This is a genomic window from Neobacillus fumarioli NBRC 102428 (assembly GCF_001591485.1).
In the GTDB taxonomy this organism is placed as follows: Bacteria; Bacillota; Bacilli; order Bacillales; family Cytobacillaceae; genus Neobacillus; species Neobacillus fumarioli.
The window spans coordinates 1-21,373 of record NZ_BCUZ01000043.1 but is presented as its reverse complement, the minus strand read 5'-3'; the positions used below and the strand labels follow the sequence as shown (position 1 = coordinate 21,373).

General features: G+C 39.2%; 17 protein-coding genes, 3 pseudogenes and 2 riboswitches. Of the genes and pseudogenes, 1 reads left to right on the top strand and 19 read right to left on the bottom strand.

The genetic code is table 11. The features are described from left to right. Positions 1 to 387: 387 nt before the first annotated feature. A complete protein-coding gene (locus BFU02S_RS08715; RefSeq protein WP_066369256.1) occupies positions 388 to 1,875 on the top strand; it encodes an ArnT family glycosyltransferase in 1,488 nt (495 codons plus the stop codon). 30 nt (positions 1,876 to 1,905) lie between these two features. Here the strand turns inward: BFU02S_RS08715 and BFU02S_RS08710 are convergent, their stop codons facing one another. The 19 genes and pseudogenes from BFU02S_RS08710 to BFU02S_RS08620 form a co-directional block, all read right to left on the bottom strand. Further along, positions 1,906 to 3,021 (bottom strand): serine hydrolase domain-containing protein, encoded by a 1,116-nt coding sequence (locus tag BFU02S_RS08710; protein ID WP_066369250.1) that lies wholly within the window; start codon positions 3,019 to 3,021, stop codon positions 1,906 to 1,908. A gap of 201 nt (positions 3,022 to 3,222) precedes the next feature. Next, positions 3,223 to 5,283, bottom strand: a complete 2,061-nt coding sequence (gene ptsG / locus BFU02S_RS08705) for a glucose-specific PTS transporter subunit IIBC (RefSeq protein WP_066369246.1) — start codon at positions 5,281 to 5,283, stop codon at positions 3,223 to 3,225. A gap of 125 nt (positions 5,284 to 5,408) precedes the next feature. Beyond that, complete coding sequence (locus BFU02S_RS08700) at positions 5,409 to 5,780, bottom strand: DUF956 family protein (protein WP_066369244.1); 372 nt, start codon at positions 5,778 to 5,780, stop codon at positions 5,409 to 5,411. 176 nt (positions 5,781 to 5,956) lie between these two features. Further along, positions 5,957 to 6,868: a PTS system mannose/fructose/sorbose family transporter subunit IID gene (locus tag BFU02S_RS08695; RefSeq protein ID WP_066369241.1), complete on the bottom strand. Its 912-nt coding sequence runs from the start codon at positions 6,866 to 6,868 to the stop codon at positions 5,957 to 5,959. A 19-nt stretch (positions 6,869 to 6,887) separates the two neighbouring features. After that, on the bottom strand, positions 6,888 to 7,694 hold the full coding sequence (locus BFU02S_RS08690; RefSeq protein ID WP_066369239.1) for a PTS mannose/fructose/sorbose transporter subunit IIC: 807 nt from the start codon (positions 7,692 to 7,694) through the stop codon (positions 6,888 to 6,890). A 32-nt stretch (positions 7,695 to 7,726) separates the two neighbouring features. Next, on the bottom strand, positions 7,727 to 8,698 hold the full coding sequence (locus tag BFU02S_RS08685) for a mannose/fructose/sorbose PTS transporter subunit IIA (RefSeq protein WP_066369237.1): 972 nt from the start codon (positions 8,696 to 8,698) through the stop codon (positions 7,727 to 7,729). Positions 8,699 to 8,892: 194 nt separating this feature from the next. After that, positions 8,893 to 9,735 carry a glucose PTS transporter transcription antiterminator GlcT gene (gene glcT / locus BFU02S_RS08680; protein WP_066369235.1) on the bottom strand — a complete coding sequence of 281 codons (843 nt, stop codon included), beginning with the start codon at positions 9,733 to 9,735 and terminating at the stop codon, positions 8,893 to 8,895. Between the two features lie 154 nt (positions 9,736 to 9,889). Continuing rightward, the gene (locus tag BFU02S_RS08675) at positions 9,890 to 11,215 is read right to left on the bottom strand and encodes an NCS2 family permease (RefSeq protein WP_066369233.1); all 1,326 of its coding nucleotides are present in this window, start codon (positions 11,213 to 11,215) and stop codon (positions 9,890 to 9,892) included. Between the two features lie 93 nt (positions 11,216 to 11,308). Next, a riboswitch (purine riboswitch) is annotated at positions 11,309 to 11,410 on the bottom strand. A 186-nt stretch (positions 11,411 to 11,596) separates the two neighbouring features. Continuing rightward, a complete protein-coding gene (gene guaA, locus BFU02S_RS08670) occupies positions 11,597 to 13,135 on the bottom strand; it encodes a glutamine-hydrolyzing GMP synthase (protein ID WP_066369231.1) in 1,539 nt (512 codons plus the stop codon). 126 nt (positions 13,136 to 13,261) lie between these two features. Then, positions 13,262 to 13,364, bottom strand: a riboswitch (purine riboswitch). Positions 13,365 to 13,444: 80 nt separating this feature from the next. Next, positions 13,445 to 13,807, bottom strand: coding sequence for a transglutaminase-like domain-containing protein (locus BFU02S_RS08665; protein ID WP_235842017.1), 363 nt, complete (start codon positions 13,805 to 13,807; stop codon positions 13,445 to 13,447). Positions 13,808 to 13,815: 8 nt separating this feature from the next. After that, positions 13,816 to 15,093, bottom strand: a complete 1,278-nt coding sequence (locus BFU02S_RS08660; RefSeq protein WP_066369224.1) for a transglutaminaseTgpA domain-containing protein — start codon at positions 15,091 to 15,093, stop codon at positions 13,816 to 13,818. Next, a complete protein-coding gene (locus BFU02S_RS16990; RefSeq protein WP_169797582.1) occupies positions 15,093 to 15,242 on the bottom strand; it encodes a hypothetical protein in 150 nt (49 codons plus the stop codon). Before BFU02S_RS16990 ends, BFU02S_RS08660 begins: the two co-directional genes overlap by 1 nt. Positions 15,243 to 16,101: 859 nt before the next feature. Continuing rightward, complete coding sequence (locus tag BFU02S_RS08655) at positions 16,102 to 16,308, bottom strand: hypothetical protein (protein ID WP_066369222.1); 207 nt, start codon at positions 16,306 to 16,308, stop codon at positions 16,102 to 16,104. Between the two features lie 645 nt (positions 16,309 to 16,953). After that, positions 16,954 to 17,435 (bottom strand): annotated as a pseudogene (locus BFU02S_RS08645) (PH domain-containing protein). Between the two features lie 197 nt (positions 17,436 to 17,632). Beyond that, positions 17,633 to 18,585, bottom strand: a pseudogene (locus tag BFU02S_RS08640) (DUF2705 family protein). Then, positions 18,578 to 19,483 carry an ABC transporter ATP-binding protein gene (locus BFU02S_RS08635; protein ID WP_066369217.1) on the bottom strand — a complete coding sequence of 302 codons (906 nt, stop codon included), beginning with the start codon at positions 19,481 to 19,483 and terminating at the stop codon, positions 18,578 to 18,580. The pseudogene BFU02S_RS08640 and the gene BFU02S_RS08635 overlap by 8 nt, the downstream one beginning before the upstream one ends. A 1-nt stretch (position 19,484) precedes the next feature. Beyond that, a pseudogene (locus tag BFU02S_RS08630) lies at positions 19,485 to 20,191 on the bottom strand (ABC transporter ATP-binding protein). Further along, positions 20,188 to 20,559, bottom strand: coding sequence for a GntR family transcriptional regulator (locus BFU02S_RS08625; protein WP_066369214.1), 372 nt, complete (start codon positions 20,557 to 20,559; stop codon positions 20,188 to 20,190). The pseudogene BFU02S_RS08630 and the gene BFU02S_RS08625 overlap by 4 nt, the downstream one beginning before the upstream one ends. A 34-nt stretch (positions 20,560 to 20,593) precedes the next feature. Then, the coding region (locus BFU02S_RS08620) for a hypothetical protein (RefSeq protein WP_066369210.1) at positions 20,594 to 21,373 on the bottom strand (780 nt) is incomplete at its 5' end.

Below are 21,373 nucleotides of genomic sequence, written 5' to 3'. Positions count from 1 at the left end.
ATAGCTCGAAATTTATCGTTGGCTTCATTTCAAATGAAATGAATGATTATTGTTGACGTTTTTGTTTGTTTAGTTTTCAAAGAACTATCTTTAGAAGTAACACTCATTTCACGAGCGACTTTATTAATATATCAAATTGAATTCAGATTGTCAACACGTTTTTTCATTTTCATTCTTGTTGAACTTTCAGTAACGACTGCTTAAATATAATATCACCACAAATAACAGATGTCAATATCTATTTAGAATCGACAATTTCCACATAATACATATCTAAAAACGGAATGATTTCAAGATTTTCAGGGAATCAGATAATTAGAAATGGTCAAATTCATGATTACACTTTGCTAAAGCGAATATTAGTTTTAGCGAAAAAAGGAGGTTATCATGGTTCAATTCGCCCGAAAGTTTTTCAATATCTACTCTGTCGGAATGATTATTCTCCTCACTCTCGCATGTTTTAATGTTTTTTACCGGCTGGGGGATTTTCCGATTTACAGCTGGGATGAAGCGCGGCATGGCGTAAGCGCATACGAAATGTTAAAGAAAGGAAATTTTATAGTAAGTACATACCGTGGCAAAATTGATTATTGGAATTTAAAACCCCCTCTTAGTTTTTGGGTCAATATGGCCGGATATAAGCTTGCAGGATATAATGCGCTTGGGTTAAGACTTTTTTCTGCAATAGCAGCAATTTTAACTATTGCGATGACTGCTCTGTTTGCCTGGAAACAGTTTGGTAAAATAGCTGCTCTTTTTACAACCGCTTCTTTAACAACATGCACCCAGCTGTTAATTAATCACAGCGCCCGAACTGGCGATGCCGATTCTCTTTTTGTGTTTTTCTTTACAGCATCCATCATTTCTCTTTTATTAAGTGAGCAAAGGAAGATATGGCTTTATGTTTCGGGAGTTGCGTTTTCACTGGCTTTTTTAACGAAAAGCTGGCATGCAGGAAATATCACCGTTATCATTGGCTTGTATCTCCTGTTCACTAAATCATATAAGAAACTAACATTAGCAAACTGGATCACTTTATCTACATGTATGATTCTTCCTATCCTCACTTGGGGAGTCTTCCGCTATCAATATGATGGAATGACCTTCTTTAAAGAAATGATCTTTTACGACCTGCTCAAACGTTCATCTACTGCCATAGAAGGCCATATCGGCGATAAATTTTATTATTTTGATGTTTTTTGGAAATATTTTCAGTATTGGCTTACCCTTTTAGCCGGTTTACTAGCAGCCATTATTTTACAAAAATTACCCGTGAATGATTTGAAAACAGAAAAAAAGTCTTTATTAATCGGCATTAGTTTATGGATCATTGTCCCCCTACTACTGTTTACATTTGCCAAAACAAAAATCAGGTGGTATATTCTCCCTATTTATCCACCATTGGCTATTGTGATTGGTATTCTGGCAAACAAATTGCTACTGCAGGGGAAACTATGGGCCAAAGTCGTCATATTCGCATCTGCTTTGATGGTATCTGTTCATTATGAGAGAGAAATTCAAACCTATTTATTTCATCCTAAATCGAAACCGCATTTAAGCTTAATTCAATCTTTACAAAAGAAGACGAACCTAAAAGGCGGCAGTCTATATTTGTTTCAACCCTCAAGTAAAATTAAACGAGCGCAAAATATCGTATTAACAGCAGAGCTATACGGAGACTTTAAAATTGAAGATGGGGATTTTAATGATTTTTTACAAAAAGACGGGGCCTTTCTTCTACTAAAAAAAGGAAGTTTGTCTGATGAAATGATGAACGACCACCACTTAATGATCGTTGCTGCGAATAAGTGGGGATATATCGTTCGAAAAAGCGAGCAGAATCAGGAGACTGCCCGACAGGTCAATCATGAATAGCCTGTCAGGCGGTCCTTTTGTATATTCTCGTTAAAAATCTTTTTCCATAAACCAATAACGTTTATCTAGGCAAATGGAGGCTAACTCACGAGCTATTGGCCCTGTCGTCCATGAGCCGTGATTATTGGACAGTAGTATGACTGTAACACGATCGTCCGGAAAATCCACTACATCGGATTTATACCCAGGAAGACTTCCATTATGCTCAATCATCGGTCTTTCAAAACTGATGATGTTATTGGCAACATTCCAGCCATATCCATATTTAAATACACCCCATTCACTGCTGTCGATATAGCCTGTCTCCATTTTTTTCGTTTCTGTTTCAGATAAAAGTTTATGATCGTTAAGCGCATTGATATAACAAAGCATATCTCCAACTGTTGATATTAAGTCACCTGCACCAGCAAGCTGACTTTCATCATCACGGTCCACAACTTTCTTCATATTTTCATATCCGACCGCAAAATTTTTCACTTGGGCTTGTCTTAAATACGTATGTTCCATTCCCGCAGGTTTAAAAATATGTTCCTTATAATACTCTCCGTAATGTTGTCCAGAAACTTTTTCTACAATATAGGCGAGGATCATATATCCTGTATTGGAGTACTTGTACTCAGTCCCTGGGTCAAATAATAATGTTTGTTTCTTCATTAAATCAATTAAATCTGGTAAAGTAATCGGTTTTGTTGTATCCGTTAACTCAGCGTGATCCTTGACACCGGAACTGTGTGTCAATAAATAATGAATCGTGATTTTGTCGCCATCGGGGAAATCGGGAATATACTTTGAAATCGGGTCTGTTGTTTTTAATTTTCCTTGCTGTTCAAGCTGAAGGATTGACACTGCTGTAAATGATTTAGTTAAGGAAGCAATCCGAAATTCTGTGTCGGTCTGATTAGGGATTCCCGCTTCTTTATCAGCGAAGCCGTATCCCTTTTCAAAAACTGGCTTTCCATCTTTAGCTACTAATACAACTCCGTTAAAATGTTCACTCCTGGCTTTCTCGTCCATAAACACATTAAGCTTATGCGCTAAACTTCCCTGTAATTCCGAATGACCCGTACTGGCCAATGCAATTGTAGTACCCGTAATGACCAACATCAGACAAGCAAAAACCACAAACAGCTTGATAAATTGTCGCAAGAAAAAGCCACCTTTCATTAACAGTTGTATAAGCATCATTATATTGGAGATATTCTAATAACAAAAGTATAGCCTGATATCATTTAGTTAAACCCCTAATAAGAAAAGCGCAAGTGCAATGCTGTTGCTATCGAAGCATTTCTTGTGGAGCTGAACAATTTTCGAAGTCAAAATTTCTATCTTTACTTTCAACACACTCATTTATTTTGTAATCTTCATAATTCCTTCTTGTTTCATATCAACAAATCCTTCTTTTTCGAGCACTACTTTTTCACCTTCTGTTAAATTGGTAAACACAATAGGTGTGATCGTTGATTTTGCATGCTCTTTAATGTAATTAATATCAAATTTTAATAATGACTGCCCTTTTTCTACCTGGGCATTTTCCTCTACTAACGTTTCAAACCCAACGCCCTTTAGATTTACAGTATCAAGACCAACATGAATTAAGATTTCCCTTCCGCTGTCTGAGAGAATTCCAATGGCGTGCTTTGTCGGGAACAGGTTCGCAATTTTTCCGTTAACCGGTGAAACCACTATTCCTTCTGATGGAACAATAGCAAAGCCGTCACCCATCATTCTTTCTGAGAATATTGGGTCTGGGACTTCGGAAATCGATTTTATTTCACCTCTGATTGGAGCAGCGAACGTGTCATCGCCATTTGGTTCATTTTGCAATCCTTCAGGGTTCACTTCTTCTATTTGTGGTTCCACCCCTTTTTCGGAGGTCTTTACAATCATTTGTGTTTTTTCATTACTTATAATATCCTGCATTCGGCCCTTAATGATTTCTGAAAGTGGTCCAAAGATGGCCTGAATATTGTTTCCTACCTCAAGTACACCTACCGCACCAAGTTTTTTCAATGTGTCTTTGTCAACTTTTTTAATATCATTGACAGAAACACGAAGGCGGGTAATACATGCATCAAGATGGGCAATATTATGCTGTCCGCCCATTGCTTCTAGAATTTCATAAGGAAGATCCCCGGCTTTTCCTGCTGCTTGCGTCTCTTCAACTTCCTCATCTTCTTCCCGTCCAGGAGTCTTTAAGTTAAGTTTCGTAATTAAGAAGCGGAAAACAACATAATAAATAACAGCAAAGACTAAACCTAACAGAATTACATACCACCACTTGGTTTTATCTGGAAGAATTCCAAATAAAATAAAGTCAATCGCCCCTCCAGAGAAGGTATAGCCCAAATGAACCTTCAAAAAGGCCAATATGACAAATGATAGACCATCCAGTACGGCATGGATGAAAAATAACAGTGGTGATACAAACAGGAATGCAAATTCAATGGGTTCTGTAATCCCTGTTAAAAAGGAAGTTAATGCCGCAGAACCCAACAATCCCGCTACAAGCTTTTTCTTTTCCGGCTTTGCTGTATGATACATCGCAAGCGCCGCTGCGGGCAAGCCAAACATCATAACCGGGAATTCCCCCTGCATAAAGTACCCAGACGTAAGTTTCACGTTATCTTTTAATTGCGCAAAAAAAATTGTCATATCGCCATGAACAATTTGTCCCGAATGTGTTTTGTATGAACCAAACTCATACCAAAACGGTGCATGCCAAATATGATGCAAACCAAATGGAATAAGTAATCTTTTAATAAATCCAAAAGCAAAGACCGCTAGATATGTTCCACTTCCCAACATCCAATTTGATGCAACGTTCATTCCATGTTGGATCGGCGGCCAAATAACTAATAGCAACAGACCTGCAATTAAGGAACTTCCAGCCGTCACAATTGGAACAAAACGTTTCCCTGCAAAAAAACCAAGGAATGTGGGCAATTCAATATCATGGAAGCGTTTGAAACAATAAGCAGCAATCAAACCAATGATAACCCCTCCGAATACGCCTGTTTGTAATGTCTGAATTCCTAAAACATCGGCATAGCCTGGATTATGAGCGACCATTTTAGGTGTGATCCCTAGCCAAGAACCCATTACCTGATTCATAACAAGATAACCGACTATCGCAGCAAGTGCAGCAGCGCCATCTCCCGCCAAGCCAAGGGCAACACCAGCAGCGAAAATCAAAGCCAAGTTGGCAAAGATAATATTCCCCGAATTTTCTAATATATTGGATGCCATTTGAATCCAATGGTTATGTAAAAATGGCAAATAATGAAGGATTGTTGTCTGCTGTATAGCATTCCCTATTCCCAGCAAGAGACCGGCTGCCGGGAGGAGTGCAACCGGAAGCATCAATGCTTTACCGATTTTCTGCAGCACAGCGAAAATGTTTTTAAACATGGTAAAACCTCCTACAGTCTCAATACAGCAAATTAACTTTAACAGGTAATAATACATAAAGTGAACACAATCTTTGTACCTACAAAAAAAGACAAGTTCCAACTTGTCTTATAAAGTAATAATTTTCACTTTTTAAATTTACTCTTTAAGCCGCGTTTGATAACATCAAAGAAACTTAATGATTGGACCATACGATTCGGATCAACGTATTCACGAATTGCTCGTAAAACTTTTTTCGGATCTTTAGAAGAAAATGAATACAGCCCATTTCGCTTCGTTTGAATCGAATAACGCGGGATCCATTTCCCTTTGAACATGACGGAAGCGATCACGTAATCAACTTCTTCCCAAGGAATTTGAATAAACTTACGGACATCACGATTATTGAAGAATTCAAATCCTTTGTCTCCGATCATAATTTTACCATAATCCGGAATTCCCATATGTGAGGTTGCATCCATAACTAAATCGACTTTTGTATTGATGGATTGGACCATTTGGATATACTCCACTTCTTTCTTTTCAGCATTTTGATTATACGGCTTTTGATCTCTTAACGCAAAAAGGTATGTAATATAACAGGAACAACAAAAAATTGTTGATTGAATATATGAAAAGAAAGCACCTCCTTACATGAATTGGTTTTCGTACCAGGAGGTGCTGCTCTATTTCATTACATTAAGTTTAATAAATGGAACACGATACCAACCACAAACAATCCAAGAATCATTACGATTGGAGAAACTTTCTTTTTCAGCAACCACATGCAAAGAAGTGTGATCCCCAATCCGGCTAAACCAGGAATCAAGCTGTCCAGGTTGTTTTGTAAAGTAGTAACTTTGACCGGTTCTAGTGAAAGACCAGCCGCTTGCTGTTCCAACGCAGTTTTAATTCCTTGTGCTCCAGGCGGTAATTTATCCCACTCAATATAAGCACCTTTGGAAAGTTTAACCGAAGATACAACTGGCGTGAATTTTACAGAAACCCAACGGTTAACTAATGCACCAAGGATAAACATCCCCAGGATGGATGCCCCTTTCGTAATATCTCGAAGTAATCCGCCAGATAAGTCATCTGTAATTTTAGAACCAGCTTTGTAACCAAATTCTTGCGTATACCACATGAATCCCATGCGAATGATATTCCATAAAATGAAGAAAAGAATTGGCCCAAGGATATTACCGGTCAAAGCAAGAGAAGCCGCTAACGCACCAAGAATCGGTCTTACCGTGAACCAGAACACTGGATCCCCAATACCTGCTAAAGGCCCCATCATCCCGACTTTAACACCTTGAATGGCTGTGTCGTCAACCGGAGCACCATTTGCACGTTCTTCTTCAAGCGCTAAAGTGACACCAATAACAGGTGAAGCTACATATGGGTGAGTATTAAAGAACTCTAAGTGACGTTTTAGTGCAGCAGCACGATCTTCTTTTGTCTTATATAATTTTTTGATAGCGGGAATCATGGAAAATGCCCAACCACCGTTTTGCATACGTTCATAGTTCCATGAACCTTGAAGGAAAAATGAACGCCACCAAACAGAAATACGATCTTTCTTGGATAATTTTAATTCTTGTGCCATTACTATGTCCTCCCCCTTCTTAGTAATTATCAATAATATCGCCTAATGGATCGCCAGTGTTTGCGTTTCCGCCATTACCTGAACCGCCTTGTTTGGAAAGCGCTAGATAGATAAGTGCAAGAGCCACACCGATCGCACCAAGACCGATAAGGGTGATTTGTGAAACAGTCGCTAATACGAAACCAATCGCGAAGAATGGCCATACTTCTTTTGTAGCCATCATGTTAATAACCATTGCATAACCAACAGCTACGACCATTCCCCCACCTATTGCCAAACCGGCTGTCAGCCAAGTTGGCATAGCTTCAAGCAAGCTTCTAACCGGACCTGCACCAATTGCTAAAATTAATGCAGCTGGAATTGCAATACGTAACCCTTGCAGACAGATCGCGACAATGTGCCAAAACTCAACCATTCTGATATTTCCTTCTTTAGCTGCAGCATCCATTAAATGGACCAATCCTGTTGCAATCGTACGTACGATGATGGTTAATAAAAGGCCAGCAACTGCAAGCGGAACAGCAATCGCGATTGCCGAAGATACACCAGCTTTGCCCGCTCCACTTAAAACTAAAATAATAGCAGATGCAACCGATGCTAACGCGGCATCCGGTGCTACGGCAGCTCCGATGTTTGCCCAGCCTAAAGCGATCATTTGAAGAGTACCGCCTAAGATCAGACATGGTACTAAGTTTCCTGTAACTAGGCCGATTAACGTACAAGCAATGATTGGTTGATGGAATTGGAATTCATCCAAAATTCCTTCCATACCAGCTAGAAATGCTACGATAACGACTAATATTATTTGAATCAAATTTAAATCCATGATTAATCCTCCCTTTCTCCTGCTCATCAGGATTATTTTTGTTTGTTTAACTCCTCTTGAGCCTTCTTGAGAATTTCGTCCATATCGCCTTTTGAATCACTCGGAACTTTACGTACATCGAAGTTCAAACCAAGTTCTTTTAATTTTTCGAAAGTATCAATATCCTCTTGATTAAAGGCCAACACCTTATTCGGTTGAACTTTACCAGGTGAGTGTGCCATTGAACCAACGTTGATTGTCTTCAATGGAACGCCGCCCTCAACCGCTCTAAGCACATCTTGAGGGTTTTCGAAAAGTAGTAAAGCCCGCTGGCCGCCAAAGTGTTGATCATCTTTTGCAAGTTCGATCATTTTTTTGATTGGAACAACGTGTGCCTTTACACCTGGAGGAGCAGCCTGTTGGATCAATTTCTTGCGAAGTTCATCCTTGGCTACTGCATCAGATACAACAATGATACGTGTAGGTCGAGTCGTTTTGGTCCAAGCAGTCGCTACTTGTCCGTGAAGAAGTCGTGAGTCGATACGTGCTAACACATATTCAAATGTACCAGGTGCACCTACATTTGATGGCCCGGCAGCAGCTTTGACAGATGGTGCTGCTGGTTCTAACTCCTCAGGTTTTACTTTCACCCCTTCTTTAGCTGTACCTATAATATGCGCGGCGATTTCATGTGCAGTGTTCATTGAGAAGCGCGATGCAAAAGCTTCGATCACCATCGGTAAGTTCAGGCCAGCAACGATTGCCCATTTGTCTTTGTGTTCTTCAAGCAAGCTGTTGGCTTGGTTGAAAGGAGTTCCACCCCAAAGATCGACTAAGAATAGTACTTCGTCTTGATTGTCGAAAGAGGCGATTGCTTCTTTCATTTTTGCCTTTATATCATCAGGTCCTTCACTCGGCATCAATGTAACAGCTTTTACATTTTCTTGTTCTCCAAAGATCATCTCTCCAGATTGCAAGATACCATTGGCAAAATCACCGTGACTAGCAATGATAATCCCTACCATCTTTTTACCCCCCGATTGCTATTTATTTTTAAGCTCATCTAAAGCGGTTACAGTTTCATTTAAAAAACAACAAAAAAGCATGAGCAAAAAGTAAATTGATTGAAAATATGGGTATAGGATACCCATTATTCTCCATTTCAATCAATACTTTTCACTCATGCCTGATCGAATCAGTAACACGTAAAAAATAATACCTATTTAAATTTATTTTGCAGCCGCTGTAAATGTAATGTTAGATACACAGCTTCTGCATCGAAAACTTTCCTTTTCAATGTTTGCTGCATCACTTTAATGAGCTTCCAAGCTAGATTATAGCATACTGGATATTCTTCTTTCAAGAGGGAAGAAATTTTTTCTGGTTCTGCCACTATTTCACCGCGCATCACACGTTCAATTGTATAGCGAAGATGCCGGACCAGCCGTTTATAGTCCATACTATCTTTATCAATTTCAATTTCAAACTGTTCTTCTACTATTTGTACCAATTGTCTGACAAGCTGGGAATGCTTATTGACTTCGGATGTTGTTTTATTACTGATCGCGCTATGAATGTGAAGGGCGATAAAGCCAATCTCTCCTTCCGGCAGCAAAATCCCTGTCTTTTCTTTTATAAGTTTAACCACTTCAGCAGCGATTTCATATTCGAAACGATATAGCGCTTTCGTCTCCATCAAAAGTGGATTTTTTAAATCCATCCCTTGAGATACACGTGTTAAAGCAAACATTAAATGGTCTGTCAGCCCGACATGAATATGTTCGTTCAATTCCGCATTCGTCCGCTTCTTGATGAGTTCAATTGCAGAAATAATCGCTTCATGATATTCACTATTGATAAAGGGCATTAATTGAATATAGTTCCGCTGCTCCCTCTCATTTTTTAACACAAACAATTTTTCCACCTTATCAGTATCGATATAATCTCCGCGCTTACGATTGAAGCCGATGCCCTTACCTATTAAAACCACTTCTTGATAAGATGGATGCTTAGCAATCAGTACATTATTATTTAAAACTTTATCAATCAAAAGATTTGCCATATCGTTTTTAGCCTCATTTCGCCCTGCTTATCCCTAGTACCATATCCCTAGTACCATTATGTTATCGAACAAAAAACATGAAGTCAACGACATAAAACGACATAATTAGAATTTTCATAAAAAAGGGCTGCGGAAACCGCAGCTCTTGATAAGATTATAAGAAAATAAAATACAATAGAAAAATTACAAAGAACAGATACATAATCGGGTGAATATCTTTCCTCCGTCCGGCAACGATCATTGTAATCGGGTAAAAGATAAAGCCGATTGCAATACCAATCGAAATACTGAATGTTAATGGCATTGAAATCATCGTTAGGAAAGCAGGGACAGCAATTTCAAAACGGGACCATTCAATATGACTTAATGAAGATACCATCAACACCCCGACAATAATTAATGCAGGTGCAGTAATAGACGGAGTAACAACCGACAGTAAAGGAAAGAAAAATAACGACAAAATGAAGAGTACTGCTGTTACTATCGAAGCAAATCCTGTTCTCGCACCTGCGGCTACCCCTGCGGTTGATTCAATGAAAGAAGTAGTAGTTGACGTTCCAAGAATGGAACCGACAATTGTTGCAATCGAATCCGAAAGTAACGCTCTTCCTGCATTCGGCAGTTTGTTATCTTTCATGATTCCTGCTTGATTCGCTACTGCTACAAGAGTTCCAGCATTATCAAAGAAATCAACGAATAAGAATGTAAGAATAATGCCAATCATACTTGTTGACCAGAAGGAACTGTCGCCAAATGATGAGAATACAGCACCGAAAGTCGGTTTTAAACTAGGAACACCCGAGACAATCTTATGAGGCACTGCGATTAAGTGAAAAATCATCCCGACGATGACCGATATAATCATTCCATAGAACACGGCACCTTTAATTCCTCTTGTCATCATGATAATTGTAATCACAAGGCCGAATATAGCAAGGAGTACAGGTCCTTTTGATAAATCTCCTAAACCGACAAATGTAGCAGGATTTTGGACAATAATTCCTGCATCCTTTAAACCAATAAACGTAATGAATAAACCAATGCCTGCACCAACCGCGTGCTTTAATTGCACAGGAATGGCATTAATGATTTTTTCGCGTAAGCCTGTTAAAGTTAACAGGAAGAAGAAGACACCAGAAATAAATACTGCGCCGAGGGCATGTTGCCAAGGAATTTTATTCCCCAATACGACTGTGTAAGCAAAGAAGGCATTTAATCCGAGACCCGGTGCAAGCGCTAAAGGATATTTACCTAACAATCCCATGACAATGGAGCCTATGGCAGCCGCTAATGCTGTCGCCACAAAAACAGATCCATAATCCATTCGCAAAGATTCAGGTAATCCTTTTACACTGGAAAGGGTTAGCGTTGTCGGGTTTACCACTAGTATGTAGGCCATTGCCAAGAACGTGGTCAAACCACCAAGAAATTCGCGTCGATAATTCGTACCAAATTTCTCAAACTCAAAATATTTCTCCATCTCTTTTCCCCCATTTGTTTTTTAAATAAATAAAAAACGCTCTGGTTGTCTACCAGGGCGCCTGACTAGGTATGTGCACGAGGGAAAATTCACCTCTTATGACACTTACCTCGTAGTCAAGCCATTTACGGTGACTTGGTAGAAACTCTTGGGCCATATCCCCAATATTATACGACGTAATTCGACATATTATTCATTTCCTCTTTATTCTAACAGCAGGTCATAAATGCGTCAACAAAAAAACGAACAATGTTATTTATAAAAATATTATTGTTCGTTTTTTCTGCAAATGATGTATGTATTTGCAAAAAGACTTTATTCTTAAAAATTCAAAACGGCCAACTAGAATCTCTAGTTGACCGTAGGATCACAAAAACTTCCTTATTCCCATTCGATTGTTGCAGGCGGCTTGCTTGTAATATCATAGACCACGCGGTTTACATGGGGCACCTCATTCACAATCCGCGTGGAGATCACTTCAAGTACATCCCACGGAATCCGGGCCCAGTCAGAAGTCATCCCATCAATCGAAGTAACGGCGCGGATGCCGATCGTATAATCATAGGTTCTCGCATCTCCCATGACACCGACACTGCGGATATCCGGAAGCACGGTAAAGTATTGCCAAATCTCGTGATCAAGTCCCGCTTTCTTGATTTCTTCTCTGAGAATCCAATCGGATTCACGGACAATTTCCAACTTATCTTCCGTAACTGCTCCAAGTACGCGAATACCGAGGCCTGGACCAGGGAATGGCTGACGCCAGACGATATCATCAGGAATTCCAAGCTGCGTGCCTAGTGCTCGAACTTCATCCTTAAACAACGTATTCAACGGCTCAATCAATGTAAACTGCATGTCTTCCGGCAGCCCGCCAACATTGTGGTGTGATTTTATCGTTTGCGCTGTTGCTGTACCACTTTCAATAATGTCAGTATAAAGCGTCCCTTGAGCCAAAAACTCAATGCCTTCCAATTTGGCCGCTTCATCATCGAAAACATAAATAAACTCATTGCCGATAATTTTCCGCTTTTTCTCTGGATCAGAAACACCTTCAAGCTTTGATAGGAATCGCTCTTTTGCATCTACCTTAATGACATTCATATGGAAACCTTCAGCAAAAGTTTTCATGACACTTTCTGCTTCATTTTTCCTTAATAGTCCGTGGTCAACAAAAATACATGTCAGCTGATCGCCGATTGCCTTATGAATCAGGACTGCCACAACGGATGAGTCGACCCCGCCGCTTAAAGCACAAAGAACTTTTTTATCACCAACGGTCTCACGAATTTTCGCAATCTCCATTTCAATGAAATTCTCCATTGACCAGTTACCGCTCGCTTGGCAAACATTAAAGACAAAGTTCTTTAAAAGCTCATTTCCATAAACAGAATGGCGCACTTCCGGATGGAACTGAACAGCATACAATTTTCGCGCTTCATCACTCATCGAAGCAATGGGACAGGACGGACTTGTCGCATTAACCGAAAAACCTTCAGGCGTCTCTACAACAAGATCGCCATGGCTCATCCAGACCACCTGTTCTTCAGGAAGACCTTCAAAAATAGCGGAAGACTTCTCAACCGTCATTGTCGCTTTGCCATATTCACGGTGTTTTGCCTTTTCCACTTTACCACCAAAATGGACAGTCATCAGTTGCATACCATAACAAATTCCCAAAATCGGCAGCCCCATATCAAAAATCGCTTCATCACAACGGAACGAATTCTCATCATAAACACTGTTTGGACCGCCAGAGAAAATGATTCCCTTTGGATTCAATTGGCGGATTTCATCCGCGGTAATCGTATGCGGATGCAGCTCGCTATAGACACCAAATTCACGGATCCGCCTTGTAATTAGTTGATTATATTGACTGCCAAAGTCTAATACCACAATCGTTTCTTGCTTTTCTGCCAAAACAGCCACCTCAATTTTTTTATTTTAGCTTTCCCAAAAACCGCTTTTATCAACATAAACAAAAAACTAGAATATGCTTCCCACAAATATTAGGAAGGCAGAATTCTAGTTTTCTAGTAAAAATCACTATCACCATTCTGCCTTCATAGTCAGGCCGTGTTACGGCGGCCCGGTAGAGACTCTCGAACCCTATTTTCGAGGATATATGAAGACTCCTATTAAATTACATCATATTGTAACAATAGGTTGTTTTTCCGGTCAAGCGATTGTCTTTTTAATTAAATTTTCCCACAATTCTCGCACCTCTTCCTAGCATCCAGCAGGGTGTTTCTGCTGATACAAAAATTGCTCATAGTAATTGGTCAGCCTAGTCATTGCTTTTACTTGATATATAGACTGCGCTATATTGCCATTGCTATATTGATGAAAATCGCCGCCTATATATCCCTTTACCCATCGGGTCGGGATCCCGATCGACCTCAGCATCACCGCCATAGAAGTAGAAAAATTATCACAATAGCCTCGCTTCGTTTTAAATAAAAACTGATCGACATAATCATCATTTTTACCCGGGACGGCAACGTTTTTCTGGTCATACGTGTAATCGGGGCCACTCAAATAGATCTCGACCGCTTTTGCTTTATCATACCAATTCGTCTGTCCAGCGGTGATTTTTTCAGTTAATTCCTTAATTCTGGGCGGCAGCCCTTGGGGGAGCTGTGTATATTTCTCAAAAACTTCTCGTTCAAGGAGGAAGGAATTTCGGTTGTTTTTCGTAAATCAACTGCCTTATATTTTGGCATCTTATAGTTCACTAGATACCCAAAAACATTTCCGCTGTTTGACGAGATTTTTTCCTTTACATTATCCATTTGAAACTCGAATGGTTTTGGTCCCTGTGGTTCTACTTGGTCAATCCTTTGTACGCCTGCAGGATACATCAAAAAAGAAAGGGTATAAAAATTTTTCGTGAAAAATACCCGAGCAACTCTTTTATCCGTATCCACTGTATCCGGAATCGGATAAACCTGAACAAGGTCTCCTTCCCGAAATGACGTAAATGTTGCACCGGAAGGAATCCAGCCTTTCCCAGTATAAACGTCTTTTGTTTCCACTTTCCAATACGTTTTGTCAGCTGCTTCATACATAAACACCGGGTTGTTATTACCGATAAACGGTCCGCCTAAGCGGTCATCATTCATTTCGTATCCAATCCTTTTCGGTCCAAGGTTCCCTTGATCATTCCCGTTTTTCGGCTGAGCGGCGGCCTTTAAATACGGAACAGGGTCAGGCCAAACGGCTGCAGCTTTCGGGGCAAAAAGCGCGGTAAGTACGCTTACAGCAAGCATCGCCCCCAGCGGCACCATCCATTTTCTCATGAAGGAAGCTCGGATTGGGAGCTTTTCTTTCTGAATCATCCGGTAAAATGCGAGCATTCCCGTCATAGTAAACCCGGCAACCACCGTCCGGACAATCGCCGCCTTCGCGCTATACGGGGCAAATGTACCCAGCACCGTCACATAAATAAGTGTTAAAAAGAAAAACAAAAAAATACTTTGCCGCCTTAATAGCCAATACTGCAGCAAATACACCATCAACCATAGAAGAAGAAATAACAAAAAAGTCCGGAATTCATTAGATACATGAATCCAGTCGCGATCCACTAACAAACCGGTATTGTAAATCGCATTTGTCAAGAATGCCGCCAGCCAGTTAAGGTGAAACAAACCCTCATGGTAGTGAAAATGATTAATTGAAACGAAGATATAGCCAACTTTCATGATTGTCTGCCAAGTCCACTTCATTTGTAAATAAAACAAGAAAAGAGCGAGAGCTAAAAAGCCAAGAAACACGCCAATATGACGTGTATTTGTTAAAGTCTCCATCGGTCTCAGCCACTCCCACGTCAGCATAAACCCAAAGGCATATAGAAGCAGGGAAGGAAAGTCTCTTTTCATCACCGTACCATCACCTCTGAAAAGGCTGCTGCAAATTCGCCTTCATGTAGCAACATCACCCTTATACTCCGGGCCTTGGCAACAGCAATCAAGGAATACTCTTCCTCTGTAGGCAGTTCCTCTTGGCTTTTTATCAGAAATAGAGTCATGGAACCTTTTCTATCTATTCTCTTAAACCTGGCGAAATTACTATAAAAAGGTTACAGATAAAAAGTTACACAAGAGGAAGTTTTTAGTAATGGAGACAAGTTTAGGGCAGAATAGAAAATATGGATTTATGCACTTCCTTTTCTCTAGCAGGAGGTATAAATAAATGCTTTCTCTATTAATTGAGTAAGTTGAACGGGTTTGGTTTCCTTATTGCCATGGCATTTGTCTTATCAATGCAGTAAAAGCTCCTTCGCTCGTTTCATTTATCCCTGATTGAGACTCGAAGCCTGCTTTTTCCCAGCTTCCAGTTCCAATACCCTTGATTGGTACTTAAAGACCCAGTCTTGTTTTCGATTCGCGTTCCTATACCCCCGATTGGTTCTTGAACGCTGGGGCTGGTTCTCCGATTCACGCGCCAATACTCTTGATTGGAACATGAAGCTTTATTCTGTTTTACCACTTCGCGCACCAATACCCTTGATTGGTTCTGAAGACCCGGTCTTGTTTTCGATTCGCGTTCCAATACTCGCCTTTCGTTTCCAATCCCTTAAATGGGACAAGAAGCTACCGGGTTTCCTCTTCTTCGAATGTTTTAAACTGCTTTCATCGATTGAAGCCACAAGGTTTCCATGTTTGCAGTCGTTATGAATCGGTTTCACTAAATAGAAGGATACGTTTTTTCTCATGAAGCATGCTTTTTTGTTTAGGTTACAGGTGTCAATCTCATGCTTTGTCTATAAAAATGCCAAAGTCCAAACGAATTTCTTTTTACATAGAAAAACCGGGAGAATAGCCCGGTTTTGTAAGTATCTAATCATTCACTTTTACAAAGGCACCCTTGCCCTCATATTGGGGTTCTTAAGGAGTTACTTCCAAATCATTCAAAACAGCAATTAGCTCCTCGTTATAGCTTTCTAGTTCCTTTTGCAGTTTCTCTATATAATCAGTCAGCGCCAATCTAACAACAACTGGATGATAGCAATTTTGAAGCTCATATATACATTCCTCAATATCCGCCTTTTTAACACCAATAATTTTATATAACTCTTCTAATCCTTGATTCATTCGATTTCCCTCTCCCACTATCCTTTTTTACTAACAGCATAGACATTTTTTCTAAATTTTAATCTGATAAAATAGAGCAGGAACCCTACTATCATGCTTATTGAACTTCGACAATTATTGCACTGCGTTCTATCAAAAATTCTTATTTTATAAGGATTGGAAACATTTTAAAATAAACGTTTGTTTAATAGTATTTCCTAGGGAATCTTGCAGAAAGTTGAGGAGCCAAGAAAACTTTTGTAGAGGAAATGGAACAGCAGGTCTTAGGTTGGTATACTGAAAAATGCTCAGAGATCAACTCCCTGAGCATTTTTCTTGATCGACAACAATTCTACTAGAAGTTGCTAATAGAGAATAGCCAATTTATTCTATTTCAATCTCATTCATCCGTCCTACATACCATTTGAAAAATGACTCAGCAAACTCATCCGGTATATCGGTCAGATAATGATGATCAGCCATTTTAATAAAATACGAATTAGAAGAATTCCAAAAACGATGAAAAATAGAAGCCTTCCATATGTAATATAAATTGAATCTGATTGTGCTTTGATGATAAACAACGCTAAGAATGGAAAAAAACATCCTTTATTAACTTTCCTGTATCAAACAACATGATGAGTGGATGGTATCGTCTTGCCTTTGTCATGATTCGACTTCCTTAATTTTTGCGTAATGAGCAATCTGGTTTCTTAATTGGGCGGCTGTTTCTTTTGGTAAAGCCGTAATCGTATGATGAGAGCCCATTGTTTGAATCGAAACCGAGCATAGCCCGTATTTTCTTAGAATTGGCCCATGCTTCGTACCAACAGATTGGATCTTTGTCATGGGAACTAATTTATGTTTTTCTATAAATACACCTGATTTCAATTGTAAAAACTCTTCATCGACATCATATCGCCAGCTTCTATAAAGGAAAACGGCTTCATCCATGACCAGATTGCCGCTAGCACTGCGATAGAGGTCAATCCTTTCAAAATCCAACCGGCCCATGCTGCCCAGGAAAAATAATTATCAAGGAACCATAAAACATCAAGTATAACAAGCCCGATCATTATTCCAATTGACTCGTGTATAAGCCAAACCTTAATTGAATCTTTGGATAATCTCTTCTGAGGGTTAGTCATGCGGATACTTCCTTTTTGGGTATAACTTATTAGTTTAATAGGAGATATTATCGCTAAATCAAAAGAACACCCCTAATCATCCCTTCCAATACAGGAATGATTTGGATGCCCATTCATTATATCATGAAAAACTTACCAAGAAAATAAGAATTCAATAATTGGAAATAAGGAGCATCCCAAAAGTATGCTCCTTCATATTATGCCGCTATATCTCTTCTTGTAAAAACCAAAAACGCCAACAGCTGAAAGACCCCGAAGTAAATTAACAACATGATGATGGAAAAGCCTGCTGTCATCCCTTCTACTAGCGGAGCACCATCCATATATTGAGTTAAGTCTGTATTGGCAAATAATATATACTTCGCCAAACTATACTTAGTTGCAATAATGGCTGTGATCGTTCCTCCCATGAATAAAAGAAAAATAGATAAACCGGTTGCCAAAGAGCTGTTTCTAAATACAGCGGAAATCATAAATGCCATGGTTGAAACCATGATAACATCAATGGAGGATAGCAAATAGGACTTGATTAGATAAGGAAAATATTTTGTTCTACTACCTTTCCATTTGTGTAGGAAAGATGCACATTATTGCCATCCCCTGTACCAAATAAAGCAAATCCTAATATAGCGGAAACCACAAATATAATCGCCAGTGTGAACAGATCAAACAATACAACCGTTATATATTTCGATAATAATATCTTATATCTTTTGATAGGACGAATTAACAGCAGCTTCACTGTTCCCCAGCCAAATTCACTGGCGACAATACCTGCAGCAATAATAATCGTAAATAATCCTGCAAACGAAATAAGATGAGAGCAGTCTTCGATAAATGTCCATCCTGTTGATTCTTTGACAGGAGGAATATTATGATCTAAACGGTATTGATTCACTGCAATTTTCTGTTCTAAATCTTTTTTCACATTGGCAGCTGTTTGAGGCGTTTCACTTAATTGTTTTTGATCTTGTTTAATTTCTTGCCTAACTTGTTGCTGCCATTGTATTTTCTCGGAGTGAACGTGATGATTATATAGTTTCGTTAAAATTGCCATACCAATGACACATAGAATCAAAAGCGCAATCATTACAATAGTGCCCGGTCGTTTAAAGATGTTAATCCATTCATTAACAATAAGATTATGCATGGAACTTCTCCCCCTTTGTTGTGACTTCCAAGAAACGGTCTTCCAGTGATTTTGTGACAGGCTTTACTTCGAAAATACGAATTCCTTTCTCGATTAGCAATTGAATCATATCGGGCACTTCATCTTTCTCTAGCTCGATTTCGATAGCCTTTTCCACTTTTTTATAAGATATATTAAGGAATGGTAAGTTTTCTATATCCACTTCGAAAAAATAATTCTGTTTGCTTTCTGCCACATAATCATGGACTTTCTGAATGTCTATCAGTTTTCCATTTTGAATAATCGCAATTCGGTCACACATCATTTCCATTTCCGACAATAAGTGGCTTGAAACAATGACCGACATCCCTTTTTCTTTTGTTAATTTTTTTAAATGATCACGAATCTCCCGAATTCCGGCGGGGTCAAGGCCATTGGTCGGTTCATCGAGAATCATCACTTTAGGATCATGCAGTAGACATTGAGCAAGGCCTAAACGCTGACGCATTCCTAGTGAATAGGTTTTCACCTTATCATGAATCCGATCTGTCAGTCCGACAAACTCCACCACTTCATCGATTTTTTGTTTTGTAACTCCTTTTATCATCCGGGCGTATTGCATTAAATTTTGATAACCAGTTAAAAATTTGTACAATTCGGGATTTTCAACGATCCCGCCAATATTCATAAGTGCCTCTTCAAATTCTTTCTCCACATTCTTGCCGCAAATCAAAATTTCTCCGGACGTAATTTTCATTAAGCCGACCATCATGCGGATGGTAGTTGTTTTCCCAGCCCCGTTCGGACCTAAAAAGCCAAACACTTCCCCCTCCTCAATGGTGAAGCTTAAGTTATCAATAATCTTTTTTCCTTTGATCACTTTTGTTACATTTTTTAACTCAACAACTGGATTCCCCATTTTAATCTCCCTTCATTTGTGCAATCGTCGATTTAAACCATTCCAATACAGATGACCCTTCTTCTTCTCTAAGTTGTTCAACGTTTTTCTGCCCGATGATACTCCCTTGAACAATCACAATCGCTTCATCTAAAAGCGGTTCAAGTTCATCAATTTCATGAGTGGCAATGATAACCGTTTGCTCATTAAAATTAATATAAGATAACAAACTTTTGACAATTGATTCACGAACCATTGGATCAAGACCGGAAAAGGGTTCGTCTAATAGCAAGACTGGCGTGTTTCTTGATAATGCCAGAACCAATTTTAATCTGCCGCGATTGCCTTTGGACAATTGCTTTATTTTTTTCGATCGATCAAGTTTCATATCTTGTAAAAGCTGCCGAGCTTTTCTTGGATCAAAATCGGCAAACTGAGAAGCATAAAAGTCAATCATTTTCCCTACCGTAAACGACGGATAAAACATATCAAGTTCGGTTAAATAAGCGACTTTCTGCAAGTCTTTCTTGTCACTTTTTCCTTACCCACTTCGACAGTTCCTTTGCTAGGATAAACAAGCCCTGTGATCATTTTTAACGTCGTCGATTTACCACTGCCATTCGGCCCAAGCAGCCCGTAAATTTTCCCCGTTTCAAAAGTCAGGGACACATTTTTCACGGAAAAATCCCTCCCGTAGCTTTTCGAAACGTTTCTTAACACAACCGTCACATTTCTTCCCTCCTGAGGTATTGCTGAAGGCCCTTAATCATGTCTTCTTGCGAAAAGCCGAGATCTTTCATGTTTTGTACGAAAACAGCAATAATGTCATTTTGCAATCGAATTTTTAGTTCCTTAAGTACGTGTTCATTTTCAGTGACGAATGTTCCTTGCCCCCGCTTCGTTTCCACAATTCCCATCCTCTCCATCTCACTATAAGTTCTCTGAATGGTGTTTGGATTTACCCCCGACAAAATTGCCATTTCACGAACAGACGGCAGTTTTTCACCCGTTTTCAATTCCCCCCTTACAATTTGGTACGATAAATGATCCGCTATTTGGACATAGATTGGTTTAGATGCTTGGAAGTCCTTTGCCATCGAGTCACACCTCAACTTTTCTGTCGAGCAGCCATCAGGAAATTAGGAATAAACATAGTGCTTCGATTACATATAAAACAAGTTCAAGGATAGGTATATCTGTTGTATTTAAAAGAAACTTCCATGCCCCTTTTTCATAATGAAGTTGCAAGTCCATGGTGTCCGGTATTGACCATTTTTGTACGATTTCTCGCAGGAATTCAATTTTTGACAATAATGTTAAAATTATATCATAAATCAAAAACACGAGTACAATCACAAGCCAGCGCCAATTTTTAAGTGCAGGGAACTTCTTCAATGAATGGTAAATGGCCCAAAAAAACATGAACAAGCAAGAAAAATATAAACCAGCCAAAAGTAAACCAATATTAATTATCGTTATTCCTTTCATCAAAGACGCTGTTTCGATCATAAATTGAGCTTTGTGAATTTGATAGATCATTAATCCAATTGTTGTTAAAAAAATTTGGGCAATCAGTTGATAAATGAAACAAACTACGATTTTTGATAATAAAAGTACTTTACTGCTTTGCGGGTTATACAGCCAAAATTGCGTCTTTCCTTCCAAATGAAGCATTGATAACAACATAGCCGGCAAGAAAAAGATATGGAACCCGAACATCATCATGACAGTAAAAGGGAGAAAGGTTAGCGGTGTATGAAAGTAGATCTCCATTGCACGCGATATGATCAATAAAAGAACGATAACAATTCCCCAAAGAAGGAACCAAAATTTTGAAATATCAAAGTCCTTTTTCAGCAAACCTTGAAAAGCCGACATGGATTTATTTCCTCCTGTTCCCTTGTATTGGGG

Coding starts and splice junctions, on each gene's coding strand:
- BFU02S_RS08715 (WP_066369256.1), top strand. CDS start 388: ATGGTTCAATTCGCCCGAAAGTTTTTCAATATCTACTCTGTCGGAATG.
- ptsG (WP_066369246.1), bottom strand. CDS start 5,283: ATGTTTAAAAACATTTTCGCTGTGCTGCAGAAAATCGGTAAAGCATTG.
- BFU02S_RS08700 (WP_066369244.1), bottom strand. CDS start 5,780: ATGGTCCAATCCATCAATACAAAAGTCGATTTAGTTATGGATGCAACC.
- BFU02S_RS08695 (WP_066369241.1), bottom strand. CDS start 6,868: ATGGCACAAGAATTAAAATTATCCAAGAAAGATCGTATTTCTGTTTGG.
- BFU02S_RS08690 (WP_066369239.1), bottom strand. CDS start 7,694: ATGGATTTAAATTTGATTCAAATAATATTAGTCGTTATCGTAGCATTT.
- BFU02S_RS08685 (WP_066369237.1), bottom strand. CDS start 8,698: ATGGTAGGGATTATCATTGCTAGTCACGGTGATTTTGCCAATGGTATC.
- glcT (WP_066369235.1), bottom strand. CDS start 9,735: ATGGCAAATCTTTTGATTGATAAAGTTTTAAATAATAATGTACTGATT.
- BFU02S_RS08675 (WP_066369233.1), bottom strand. CDS start 11,215: ATGGAGAAATATTTTGAGTTTGAGAAATTTGGTACGAATTATCGACGC.
- BFU02S_RS08660 (WP_066369224.1), bottom strand. CDS start 15,093: ATGAAAAGAGACTTTCCTTCCCTGCTTCTATATGCCTTTGGGTTTATG.
- BFU02S_RS16990 (WP_169797582.1), bottom strand. CDS start 15,242: ATGACTCTATTTCTGATAAAAAGCCAAGAGGAACTGCCTACAGAGGAA.
- BFU02S_RS08655 (WP_066369222.1), bottom strand. CDS start 16,308: ATGAATCAAGGATTAGAAGAGTTATATAAAATTATTGGTGTTAAAAAG.
- BFU02S_RS08635 (WP_066369217.1), bottom strand. CDS start 19,483: ATGGGGAATCCAGTTGTTGAGTTAAAAAATGTAACAAAAGTGATCAAA.
- BFU02S_RS08625 (WP_066369214.1), bottom strand. CDS start 20,559: ATGGCAAAGGACTTCCAAGCATCTAAACCAATCTATGTCCAAATAGCG.